We start from the raw sequence: 11678 nt of genomic DNA, 5'->3' as shown, positions 1-11678 counted from the left end.
AAAACCACGCTCCTGCGTGGTTTCTTTTTATCTATTTTTTACTCACTAAAATGTTTTTCAATTATATCGAGTGTTTTTGAACTTTGATAAAAAGGAGCTAAGAGCGCTTGAAGTAACGGTTCCAAAATACCGTGTTCATTAAAGGCATCCATAACTTTTGGATAAAAACGTAAAGCTTCAGTTTGTAAGTCAGTTTCGGATAAACCAATTGCACTTAATACTTCAAATAAACTCTGGTCTTTATAAAAATCATAAAAAACTTCGACACCATACAAAATAAGACCTTGCATAAATTGTGACTGTCGTAATTCTTTCCAGTATTCATAAATTAAAACAAAGAACTCCTCAACATCGAGAGGAGTGAGCTGTTTCATAAACTCATAGATTTTTTTATGTCTAATATCTTCCCAGATATGACGTACTAAGCTTTCTAAATCTTCAGCCGATAAAAGGCTTAATTCTGTCAGTTGTTCATGAATAAAGCCGGCAATCCACGTTTCAAGCTTATGCTCAAGACGTTGTTGCTGTAAAAAAGAGAATTTTTTGAGTTTATGTTGCCATTCAAAATGGTAGTCATCCACTCTAGAGGCTGTTAGAAATTTAGGTAATTTTTGTTCTAAGGTTGAAGTGGCAATATATTGGCAAAGCTGTTGGACAGATGGGCTAGTTCTTAAAAACTGATTGAGATAATGTGGAATATGCTCCATTTCCAAAAACTTGGAAAGCCACATTTCAAACTGGTGATCGGATACCAAGTCTTGTAGCTGAACTGGAGATTTCATGGCAGATAAATAAATACGTTGTGCAATTTCCCCAATAAACTCAAGCAAGCCTGCACCAAGCTGCATTTCAAAAGCATAGCGTTTCACAACGGCTTGTAATTGTTCTAAATCCACAACTTCATAAAGTTTAATTTCATCGGCATGTTGCATAAAAAGCTGAATAAATTGCCGGAAATAAATAGGTGAGTTTTCTATAGATAATTGTTTTTTGAAAAATTCCACCTGCTCAAGCAAAAGTGCTTGAGCAAGTGCTGTAGTTTTTGATGAGTTTTTCTGCTCAGTCATTCGCTGTCCAACCGTTGACAATCGGATAACGTCGTTCGCGACTAAATGCACGAGAAGTAATTCTCGGGCCAATCGCACCTTGACGACGTTTATATTCATTACGATCAACTAAACGGATGACTTTTTCAACAACTTCTTTATCAAAACCTTTGGCAATAATGTCTGCCTGACCTAAATCTTCTTCAATGTATGCATAAAGGATAGCATCCAATACATCATACGCTGGTAAAGAGTCTTGGTCTTTTTGATCTGGACGCAGTTCTGCTGAAGGTGGGCGAGTAATTACACGCTCAGGAATAACCGGAGTTTCACTTAAGCTATTACGGTATTTTGCTAATTCAAACACGATTGTTTTATAAACATCTTTGAGAACAGCAAAGCCACCCACCATGTCACCGTAAAGTGTGCAATAGCCAACTGAAAGTTCAGATTTATTACCTGTAGAAAGAACTAAATTACCAAACTTGTTAGATAAGCCCATAAGCAATGTGCCACGAGCGCGCGCTTGTAAATTTTCTTCAGTCGCATCGGCTGGTGAATTACCAAAGAACGGATACAAAGTTTGCATGAAGCTATTTACGATTGAATGAATTTCGGCAATACCGAAAGTCACGCCCATACGGCGAGCTTGTTCCGCTGCATCTTCTACACTAATTTGAGAAGTGTAAGTATATGGCATCATCACAGCTTGAACTCTCTCTGCACCGATTGCATCAACTGCAATAGCAAGTGTAAGAGCAGAGTCGATACCACCAGAAAGACCTAAAATTACCCCAGGAAAACCTGAGCGTTCTACATAGTCACGTGTTGCCATAACTAGGCCTTGATAGATCTCTGCAAAAGTTTCTAATGCAGGAGCAGACTCGACAACTTTATATAATTTTGTATCGCGGTCAAATTCAGCAATATAGAGATCTTCTTTAAAGCTAGGTGCTTGTAAAGCAATTTCACCATTTTGATTGCTGACAAAACTTGTGCCATCAAAAATTAAATCATCTTGTCCACCAACTTGGTTAACATAAACAATATTTAAATGAAGCTGCTTTGCAAGCTCACTTAATGTCTGTTTACGATGCTGTGGTTTACCCACTTCATATGGCGATGAATTAAGCACAAGTACAGTATCAACATTTAATTGGCTTAATTGTTTTACTGTATTGATTGACCAGATATCTTCACAAATGAGTACACCGAACTTATGGCCTAAATACTCAAACACCAAGTGCTGATGGCCTTTTTGGAAATAACGTTTTTCATCAAAAACGCCATAGTTTGGCAAGTTATGTTTATTGAAGACACCTAAAACCTGACCGTCTTTCATGACAGCAGCTGAATTATAACGTTGGCCATCTTCTGTCTGGTTTACGAAGCCGAAAACCATCACAATATCTTTAACTTCACTAAGTTGAGCAAAAGCCTTTTGCATCCGCTTATTTAAATTTGGACGTAACAATAAGTCTTCAGCTGGATAACCAATCACAGAAAGCTCAGGAAAAATAATCAGGTCAGCGTCTTGTTTTTTCGCCTGATTTGCTTGCTCAATCATCTTTTGGGTGTTTGAGTCAATATTGCCAATATGCGGAGAAAACTGAGCAAGGGCAACTTTAAAACTTTTCATTCAAACCTAATCCTAGATCATAACGAATATAAATACACATAGTGTTGATTTTTATGGATATAATTTTTCAACGATGTGTATAGCACGATAATAAACACGTAAAATAGTAAACAAAAATGTCAAGATCAATAATATATACCAATCACATATTTTCTGCGTAAAAATAACGAGATTTTCTGTATACAATAGAAACAAGCTTCATTATTTTTATTGTTTGTATACTGCCTTATCGCTCAAAAATTTGAAATAAGTTTTTATACTTATTTTCAATAATTTGACATTAATAAATTTAGATCTCAACTTTATTTTTATGTTTTTTGTTTATCAAATTTCTATTGATAAGTTAGCAAAAAAGTTACGTTGAAAACAAACTGGATTATTTGGTTACAAATCAAGTTGAGGTAAACAAATGATATTTGGCAGTTTACCTGAACAGATATCTCTAGCAATTTCTCCTTGCTGCTCAATATTGTAAGAACTAAACGCTTTCTGAGGATGGTAAGTATATTTATAAGGGTTGTAATACTTAAAACTCAGATAGTAGGCGGATTGCAGTAACGCACCTTTTAGTAATACATGAATACCTCGTTGGTATTGCATAACATGAGCTAGCTCATGAATAAAAATCCCTTGTATGAATTTAGACTCTAGCGCGTAATTACTGCTGTAGTCAGAAAGATTGACGTATATATTCCCATTTGGAGCCATCAAAATTCCATGCGCTTGCCACGGTAAGTAACGAGTAGCAATAATTTTAGGACGTTCACAATCTAGCAAACTCCCAAACACCCTTTGTGCTAAAGCTTTTTCTTCAGGTGTAAGAAATCGAATTGGATAGCTTTTTAAGTGACGAAATATAAAAAGGGTGAAAATAATAAATTGTCGATATATGACAATTTTAAAAGCGTTGAGAGTGAACATAGTTTTGCTAATAAATAAGTTCATCTATTGGTTTGTAGCATAACATACATCAACTATGTTGAAAGACAGACGCAAATAACTGTCATTTGTTTCTCATGCGGCAGCTGGTCTGTTTTACTTGGCAAATCTTCCATTTTTAATATCATCATAGGCTTGTAAAATCTCATCATAAGTATTCATTACAAATGGACCATGACCATTAATCGGTTCTGTGATGGGTTGTCCTGTCAAAATAAGTAATTTACAACTTTGCAGGGCAGTAATAGAGAAATGCTCTCCTTGGTTTGACATGACTGCTAGGCCTTGTTCCTCTAAAACGTCTTCATCTTTTTGAAATTGTGCCCGACCTGAACGTAAATAAACTAAAGCTGTTTCACCAGATTGAGCAGGGAAGGCGGCTTGCTGACCAGCCTGAAGCTCTACATCTAGTACGGTAATAGGAGTGTGAGTAAGTGCAGGACCTATAACATGGTTAAACTGCCCTGCAATAATATGTACAAATCCAGCTTCATTTTCCAGTTTCACCATCGGTATTTCAGCTTTCTTTAAACTTTGATAGCGCGGAGAGTTCATTTTATTTGCTGCTGGTAAATTGACCCAAAGTTGAATCATTTCAAAGGGACCACCAGATCGAGAATACTCTTCACTAAACAATTCCCGATGAATCACACCAGAGGCTGCGGTCATCCATTGCACATCGCCAGCACTTATAAATCCACCTCCACCAGATGAATCTTTATGTTCCAGTTCACCTGCATAAACAAGTGTTACCGTTTCGAATCCACGATGGGGATGATCATTAACTCCTCTACGTTTCATAGAAGGTGCAATTTTGCCGGGACCTAAATGGTCAAGTAGTAAGAAGGGTGAGAGGGTATTGCCTAACTCATGGTAGGAAAAAACAGAAAGAACTGGATAAAAATCACCGACCGCAAAGCGAGTATCGTTACGATGAATAAAAGCCAGACTTTTCATGCTTTATCCTTTCTGTTGATTGAATTTATAAAAAAGATGAGATGTTTTTATAAGAATGTATTAAGACTGGTATAAAAGTCTTTTGCTCTGAATAATAAATTATGAATAGGTTGAGTCAGTAAAATGCATAAGAGAATGAGATGAGAGTCCTAGATAATAAAAAACCCCAGTTAAAACTGAGGTTTTACAACAACTAAAATCACAACAGCAAATAAAATTAAGGTTGGCATTTCATTGAAGAAACGCCAGAACTTATGTGATTTGTAGTGAGCATTTCCAATAAGCTTTTTGCGATAGTAACCACAAACTAAATGGTAGATCACTAATAAAGCCACTAATCCAACTTTTAGATAAAACCAAGTGGCTTCATGGTAATGTCTAGTTGCATCACCCCAATCTACGAGAAAGTGAGCAGTAATTAATGTGGCAATCATAGATGGCCACATAATACCTCGATACAACTTACGTTCCATCACTTCAAAGCGCTGATGGCTGGTAGCATCATCACTCATTGCATGGTAAACATAAAGACGTGGTAAGTAGAACAAAGCAGCGAACCAACAAACCACAGCAATAATATGTAATGCTTTTACCCACAAAAAGGCATCAGAAGGTGCATCCATCGATAATCCTACGCGGGATTATGCATCCCACTTCTTGAAAATTAGGCAAGCGTTAACACCGCCAAAGCCAAAACTGTTACTCATTACAGTATTCAATTTTGTATCACGTTTTTCAAGCACAATATCAAAGCCTTCAGTACCTTCATCAAGCTCAGTCACGTTGATGTTTGGCGCGATAAAGTCATTTTGAAGCATTAATACAGAGTAAATTGCTTCATGAACACCAGCAGCACCTAAGCTGTGACCAGTCATAGATTTAGTCGAGCTAAGAGGTGGAACTTTACCTTCACCAAAAGCACGTTCCATTGCTTTAAGCTCAGTCACGTCACCTGCTGGTGTAGAAGTACCATGTGTATTTACATAGTCAATTTTATCTACGCCGTGTTGTTTCGCTTCTTCAAGAGCCATCAAGATACAGCGAGTTGCACCTTCACCACTTGGAGCGACCATGTCAGCACCGTCACTGTTTGCAGCATAAGCAACAACTTCAGCAAGAATATTTGCACCACGTGCTTGAGCATGTTCAAGAGATTCAAGAACAACGAAACCGCCACCGCCAGCAATAACGAAACCGTCACGGTCTTTAGAATATGGACGAGACGCTGTTTCAGGTGTGTCGTTGTATTTAGAACACAAAGCACCCATTGCATCAAACAATAGGCTTTGAGACCAGTGATCTTCTTCACCACCACCAGCAAGCATAAGGTCTTGTTTGCCTAGAGCGATAAGGTTATATGCATAACCAATTGCATCTGCAGAAGTTGCACAAGCACTTGCAATTGAGTGAGCAATACCTTGAAGTTTAAATGCTACACCCACGTTTGCAGTGATTGTATTTGTCATGTTACGTGGAACAAAGAAAGGACCAACTTTACGAGCACCTTTAGTTTCTAAAAGTTCAGTCATTTCTACAACAGAAGCAGTTGAACCACCGCCTGAACCACCGGCAATACCATAACGTGGATTATCTGCTAAATCTTCTGCTTTTAAGCCAGCATGTTCAACAGCTGCAACAGCAGAGTTATAAGCGTACATTGCACATACGCCCATGAACCGTTTTAATTTACGATCAATATTGTCAAAATCTTGTTCTGCCGCAGCGCTGACATGACTTTTAAAATTGAGTTCAGCATAAGTTGGGTTAAAACGTGTCCCGGAGATTCCATTTTTAAGTGAATGAGTAACTTCTTCTAAAGAGTTACCGATACATGAGTTAATACCCATACCAGTGATTACAACACGTTTCATCTACAGGTCCCTTTATGGTGATATTTAAAGTCTATGATCATGAGCAGCTATTAAATGATAGGAGAATATAGCTGTAAGAACAGTAGACCCATGTTTTCGTTGCTACCATGATAGCAGAAAGGTTTTTTATTTCTTATGGCAAATCTTTATGTCAATTTTGCATTTAAAAAAAATAACCAAATACACAGTATGTTGCATTTAGGGTTAACTAAAATACACACATTCAAGTTGAGATAAATCCACATTCCACCTAGTATTTATCTCTAATTAGATAAATTAAAAAATCGAGGTACTGGATGACAAAATTTAATAATAATCAATCTGACAATTTGTTTTCTCAGGTCTTCGGAGTGGCTAAAAAGCTCAGTTCTACTGGTTTAAACATCTTGCAGCAAAGTCAAATTGGTGAGGTAAGTAAATTGGTTGAGCCACTTTCAAATGGCAAAACAGTAGAAGGTAGTGCCAGAAATAAAAGTCCGTTTGAAGTGGAGCAGTATGAAAGCCCACAACAAATGTTACGTGAACATTTACCTAAAGTTACTCGTCAGGTATTTGGACGCCATTTTAGAAAGGTCAATGGTATCGCTACATTTATTTCACCTGACTGGAATGAAAAAATATCAAGCTATTTATTTGATTGGTTGAATGACTTTAGTTCGAAAAGTACGTTAACTGAAAAAATTTTAGAAGAAGCGGGGGCTAAAGACTTATTTGAGCTTACAAAAGATACCTCACGCTCCCAACGTTTAAGTCAGGCACTTATTGAACAAAATAAATTGATTGCCAGTATTCAAGGTGCAATTACGGGCGTATCTGGAATGGTTGGAGCCGCCGTAGATATTCCAGTTTCATTAGTCCTAGTTTTGAGAACAATTTACCAAACAGGTAGATCACACGGCTTTGATTTAACCGAAGCAACTGACCAAGACGTTGTTGAATTTATTTTTAAAGAAGTTGATATCAGCTTAATTGCGGAAAAGCAGACTTTACTCTTGGCACTGAAAGCCTTACGAAATATGTTGGAGACTCAAGACATTCAACAGTTCCAGCAAGTACTTGGCTCTTCAAATGATATTGAAACCTTAAAAAGCTGGTTAGTTGATGAAAATGGTGAATTTAAATGGAACTGGTTAAATAAAGTTCCGCAACTTGCTGTGGTAGGCAAGTTTACTCCAGTAGCTGGTGCAGTGCTTAGTGCTGTTTATAGTTGGAAGTTACAAGAAGATGTAGGCCATAAGGCACAAGCTATTTTCGGTGCAGCAAGACATTATTTAAATGAACATCCAAATGAGCATTTATCACCATTACAGGCGTACTATGCGGCGGTAACTCTAATTCAAAAAGCGAGTCCACGTCTTTTAAATGTGGGTGAAAATGGTAGTGTCCATGCTACGCAGCATCATAAAATTGAAAATCATGATGTAATTTCAAAAGTATCTGTTGTGGTCAAATCAAATACTTCTGAAAAAAGCGAAGAAAAAGTTCAAGAAAATGTTCACCAAGGAATTGAGCATCTTGCAGAGAAACATGTAGTTGAACATGAACATAGTGAACAAAAGCCAGCATTAGAGCCTGAAAGTGAAGAAAATGATGATGTTATAGAGGGGCAAAAGTACTCTTAACAATACAATTACAAAGGTAGGGTTTGAAAACTAAATTTCATCCCTATTTAAATTTGTAAATAATCCTGTCAATCATTGATATGGTCAACATTTGGCAACTGCTGCCATGTTGACCATTTTTGCATCTTGGCTTACAATTATGTGCCCTTAAAAAGAGGTGTTTTCTTTTTAAGGTTTTTTAATAACGGGAGAATTGCCATATGGCAACAACGAATCAGTTGATCCGTAAGGGTCGTACGACTTTGGTTGAAAAATCCAAAGTTCCTGCGTTGAAGGCTTGTCCACAACGTCGTGGTGTTTGTACACGTGTTTATACAACTACACCTAAAAAACCTAACTCAGCTATGCGTAAGGTTTGCCGTGTTCGCTTAACTTCAGGTTTTGAAGTATCTAGCTACATCGGTGGTGAAGGCCATAACTTACAAGAGCACAGTGTTGTTCTTATCCGTGGTGGTCGTGTTAAAGACTTACCGGGTGTACGTTACCATACCGTTCGTGGTTCTTTAGACTGTGCTGGTGTTAAAGATCGTAACCAATCACGTTCTAAATACGGTGCTAAACGTCCTAAGAAGTAATTCTGGGAAACTAGTCTAAAAGCCCTTTAGCGTTTCGCTTGTTTGAATTCTTCATAGATTTGTAATTCAAGCGACGTATAGTAAGGCCAGCGTCGTGTACATGACACTTGTACAAACTGCTGGATCATCCTGAAGTGTCATATTATTAGGTGTATTAAAATGCCAAGACGTCGCGTAGTCGCTGCTCGTGAGATCCTTCCAGATCCTAAATTTAGCAGCCAAACAATCGCTAAATTCATGAACCACGTAATGCAAGATGGTAAAAAATCTATTGCTGAAAGTATCGTTTACGGTGCTTTAGAACGCGTTCAAGAAAAAAACAAAGTAGACCCAGTTGAATTTTTCGAGACTACTCTTGAAAAAGTTCGTCCTATGGTCGAAGTAAAAGCACGCCGTGTTGGTGGTGCTACTTATCAAGTACCTATGGAAGTACGCCCATCCCGTCGTACTGCCTTAGCAATGCGTTGGTTAGTAGATGCTGCTGCTAAGCGTTCTGAAAAAACTATGGCTTTACGTCTTGCTGGCGAGTTGCTTGATGCAGCTGAAGGCAAAGGTGCTGCGATCAAAAAACGTGAAGACGTGCACCGTATGGCAGAAGCTAACAAAGCCTTCTCTCACTACCGTTTCTAAGCGGATAAAACAGTCCCTAATCAGGAGAATACTCATGCATACAGTAGCTAGATTCAACATTGCTCTCTACCAAAGTGGGGGCTTTGCGGGTATTTAAGTTGCCCCGCTTGAGTATTCGTGCGCATCAATTTAATTGGTGCGCCCTGTTTTAAAGATAACATTTAGGAATGTAGACATCATGGCTCGCCAAACCCCAATTACTCGTTACCGTAACATCGGTATCTCTGCGCACATCGACGCAGGTAAAACAACTACAACTGAACGTATTTTGTTCTACACAGGTGTATCTCACAAAATTGGTGAAGTACACGATGGTGCAGCAACAATGGACTGGATGGAACAAGAGCAAGAGCGTGGTATTACAATTACCTCTGCTGCAACAACTTGTTTCTGGTCTGGTATGGGTAACCAATTCCCACAACACCGTATCAACGTAATTGATACACCGGGACACGTTGACTTCACAATCGAAGTTGAGCGTTCTATGCGTGTTCTTGACGGTGCTTGCATGGTTTACTGTGCAGTTGGTGGTGTACAGCCTCAGTCTGAAACTGTATGGCGTCAGGCTAACAAATATAAAGTGCCTCGTTTAGCATTCGTGAACAAGATGGACCGTACTGGTGCAAACTTCTTCCGTGTTGTTGAACAAATGAAAACACGTCTTGGTGCGAATCCTGTGCCAATCGTTGTGCCAATCGGTGCTGAAGACACATTCACTGGTGTAGTTGACCTTATCGAAATGAAGGCAATTATCTGGGATGAAGCTTCTCAAGGTATGAAGTTTGAATACGGCGAGATTCCAGCTGACCTAGTTGATACTGCTCAAGAATGGCGTACAAACATGGTTGAAGCTGCTGCTGAAGCTTCTGAAGAGTTAATGGACAAGTACCTTGAAGAGGGTGATCTTTCTAAAGAAGACATCATCGCAGGTTTACGTGCTCGTACATTAGCTTCTGAAATCCAAGTAATGCTTTGTGGTTCTGCATTCAAGAACAAAGGTGTTCAACGTATGTTGGACGCTGTAATTGAATTCTTACCATCACCTACAGAAGTTAAAGCGATCGAAGGTATCCTTGACGATAAAGACGAAACTAAAGCGTCTCGTGAAGCATCTGACGAAGCTCCGTTCTCTGCGCTTGCGTTCAAAATCATGAACGACAAATTCGTAGGTAACTTAACATTCGTACGTGTTTACTCTGGTGTTCTTAAACAAGGTGATGCTGTTTATAACCCAGTTAAATCTAAGCGTGAACGTATCGGTCGTATCGTGCAAATGCACGCAAACGAACGTCAAGATATTGATGAAATCCGTGCAGGTGATATCGCAGCGTGTGTAGGTCTTAAAGACGTTACTACTGGTGATACATTATGTGATGAGAAAAACATCATTACACTTGAACGTATGGAATTCCCAGATCCAGTAATTCAGTTAGCGGTTGAACCAAAAACTAAAGCTGACCAAGAAAAAATGTCTATCGCTTTAGGCCGTTTGGCTAAAGAAGACCCTTCATTCCGTGTTCACACTGATGAAGAATCTGGTCAGACAATTATTGCTGGTATGGGTGAGCTTCACCTTGACATCATCGTTGACCGTATGAAGCGTGAATTCGGTGTTGAAGCGAATATCGGTAAACCAATGGTTGCTTATCGTGAAACGATTAAGAAAACTGTTGAGCAAGAAGGTAAATTCGTACGTCAAACAGGTGGTAAAGGTAAATTCGGTCACGTATATGTTCGTTTAGAACCGCTTGACGTTGAAGCTGCTGGTAAAGAATACGAATTCGCTGAAGAAGTTGTTGGTGGTGTAGTACCTAAAGAATTCTTCGGTGCAGTTGACAAAGGTATTCAAGAACGTATGAAGAATGGTGTCTTGGCTGGTTACCCAGTTGTAGGCGTTAAAGCTGTTCTTTTTGACGGTTCTTACCACGATGTCGACTCTGACGAATTGTCGTTCAAAATGGCTGGTTCTTATGCATTCCGTGATGGTTTCATGAAAGCAGATCCTGTTCTTCTTGAACCTATCATGAAAGTTGAAGTTGAGACTCCAGAAGACTACATGGGCGATATCATGGGTGACTTAAACCGTCGTCGTGGTATGGTTCAAGGTATGGACGATCTTCCTGGTGGAACAAAAGCAATTAAAGCAGAAGTTCCACTTGCTGAGATGTTTGGTTACGCGACTCAAATGCGTTCTATGTCTCAAGGTCGTGCGACATACTCAATGGAATTTGCTAAATATGCTGAAACTCCACGTAACGTGGCTGAAGGCATCATCGCTAAATTCCAAGCTGGCGGTAAAAAAGGTGACGACGAGTAATCTTTCGATTACTATAAGCCCTAACTAATTCTTAGTTAAAAACCAAGTGCTCATGGAGCGACCCTCCATGAGTAGTTAATAA

The 11678-nt window shown here is 38.8% G+C and carries 10 protein-coding genes; 4 read left to right on the top strand and 6 right to left on the bottom strand.

Translation table 11 applies throughout. The annotated features are described in order from the left end of the window. Positions 1–38 precede the first annotated feature (38 nt). From R5R67_RS17905 to R5R67_RS17880, 6 genes are all read right to left on the bottom strand, one after another. Positions 39–1067 carry a hypothetical protein gene (locus R5R67_RS17905; protein ID WP_000139295.1) on the bottom strand — a complete coding sequence of 343 codons (1029 nt, stop codon included), beginning with the start codon at positions 1065–1067 and terminating at the stop codon, positions 39–41. Further along, the gene (locus R5R67_RS17900; RefSeq protein WP_000834616.1) at positions 1060–2685 is read right to left on the bottom strand and encodes an NAD+ synthase; all 1626 of its coding nucleotides are present in this window, start codon (positions 2683–2685) and stop codon (positions 1060–1062) included. The genes R5R67_RS17905 and R5R67_RS17900 overlap by 8 nt, the downstream gene beginning before the upstream one ends. Positions 2686–3069: 384 nt before the next feature. Continuing rightward, positions 3070–3630: a hypothetical protein gene (locus R5R67_RS17895; RefSeq protein ID WP_001048150.1), complete on the bottom strand. Its 561-nt coding sequence runs from the start codon at positions 3628–3630 to the stop codon at positions 3070–3072. 90 nt (positions 3631–3720) lie between these two features. Further along, positions 3721–4581, bottom strand: a complete 861-nt coding sequence (locus R5R67_RS17890; protein ID WP_000838095.1) for a pirin family protein — start codon at positions 4579–4581, stop codon at positions 3721–3723. A gap of 170 nt (positions 4582–4751) precedes the next feature. Next, positions 4752–5204 carry a protoporphyrinogen oxidase HemJ gene (gene hemJ, locus R5R67_RS17885; protein ID WP_000339889.1) on the bottom strand — a complete coding sequence of 151 codons (453 nt, stop codon included), beginning with the start codon at positions 5202–5204 and terminating at the stop codon, positions 4752–4754. Positions 5205–5222: 18 nt separating this feature from the next. Beyond that, positions 5223–6452: a beta-ketoacyl-ACP synthase II gene (locus R5R67_RS17880; protein ID WP_000832710.1), complete on the bottom strand. Its 1230-nt coding sequence runs from the start codon at positions 6450–6452 to the stop codon at positions 5223–5225. 296 nt (positions 6453–6748) lie between these two features. Between R5R67_RS17880 and R5R67_RS17875 the strand changes: the two genes are divergently transcribed. From R5R67_RS17875 to fusA, 4 genes are all read left to right on the top strand, one after another. Then, a complete protein-coding gene (locus R5R67_RS17875; protein ID WP_000160011.1) occupies positions 6749–8074 on the top strand; it encodes an EcsC family protein in 1326 nt (441 codons plus the stop codon). Positions 8075–8274: 200 nt separating this feature from the next. Beyond that, entirely contained in the window at positions 8275–8649 is a 375-nt protein-coding gene (gene rpsL, locus R5R67_RS17870) for a 30S ribosomal protein S12 (RefSeq protein ID WP_000246374.1), read from the top strand. A gap of 159 nt (positions 8650–8808) precedes the next feature. Further along, entirely contained in the window at positions 8809–9279 is a 471-nt protein-coding gene (gene rpsG, locus R5R67_RS17865; protein WP_001138055.1) for a 30S ribosomal protein S7, read from the top strand. Between the two features lie 178 nt (positions 9280–9457). Then, the gene (gene fusA / locus R5R67_RS17860) at positions 9458–11596 is read left to right on the top strand and encodes an elongation factor G (RefSeq protein ID WP_000113824.1); all 2139 of its coding nucleotides are present in this window, start codon (positions 9458–9460) and stop codon (positions 11594–11596) included. Positions 11597–11678: the final 82 nt, after the last annotated feature.

The sequence above is a fragment of the Acinetobacter sp. OYA S30 genome, assembly GCF_033599315.1.
GTDB lineage: Bacteria > Pseudomonadota > Gammaproteobacteria > Pseudomonadales > Moraxellaceae > Acinetobacter > Acinetobacter baumannii.
Note: the sequence above shows the minus strand (reverse complement) of the source record. Positions and strands in the feature narration are given on the sequence as shown.

What these genes read in the sequence shown, in the direction of transcription:
- fusA (WP_000113824.1), top strand. Translation starts at nt 9,458, where the DNA reads ATGGCTCGCCAAACCCCAATTACTCGTTACCGTAACATCGGTATCTCT.
- R5R67_RS17880 (WP_000832710.1), bottom strand. Translation starts at nt 6,452, where the DNA reads ATGAAACGTGTTGTAATCACTGGTATGGGTATTAACTCATGTATCGGT.
- R5R67_RS17875 (WP_000160011.1), top strand. Translation starts at nt 6,749, where the DNA reads ATGACAAAATTTAATAATAATCAATCTGACAATTTGTTTTCTCAGGTC.
- R5R67_RS17890 (WP_000838095.1), bottom strand. Translation starts at nt 4,581, where the DNA reads ATGAAAAGTCTGGCTTTTATTCATCGTAACGATACTCGCTTTGCGGTC.
- R5R67_RS17900 (WP_000834616.1), bottom strand. Translation starts at nt 2,685, where the DNA reads ATGAAAAGTTTTAAAGTTGCCCTTGCTCAGTTTTCTCCGCATATTGGC.
- R5R67_RS17895 (WP_001048150.1), bottom strand. Translation starts at nt 3,630, where the DNA reads ATGAACTTATTTATTAGCAAAACTATGTTCACTCTCAACGCTTTTAAA.
- hemJ (WP_000339889.1), bottom strand. Translation starts at nt 5,204, where the DNA reads ATGGATGCACCTTCTGATGCCTTTTTGTGGGTAAAAGCATTACATATT.
- rpsL (WP_000246374.1), top strand. Translation starts at nt 8,275, where the DNA reads ATGGCAACAACGAATCAGTTGATCCGTAAGGGTCGTACGACTTTGGTT.
- rpsG (WP_001138055.1), top strand. Translation starts at nt 8,809, where the DNA reads ATGCCAAGACGTCGCGTAGTCGCTGCTCGTGAGATCCTTCCAGATCCT.
- R5R67_RS17905 (WP_000139295.1), bottom strand. Translation starts at nt 1,067, where the DNA reads ATGACTGAGCAGAAAAACTCATCAAAAACTACAGCACTTGCTCAAGCA.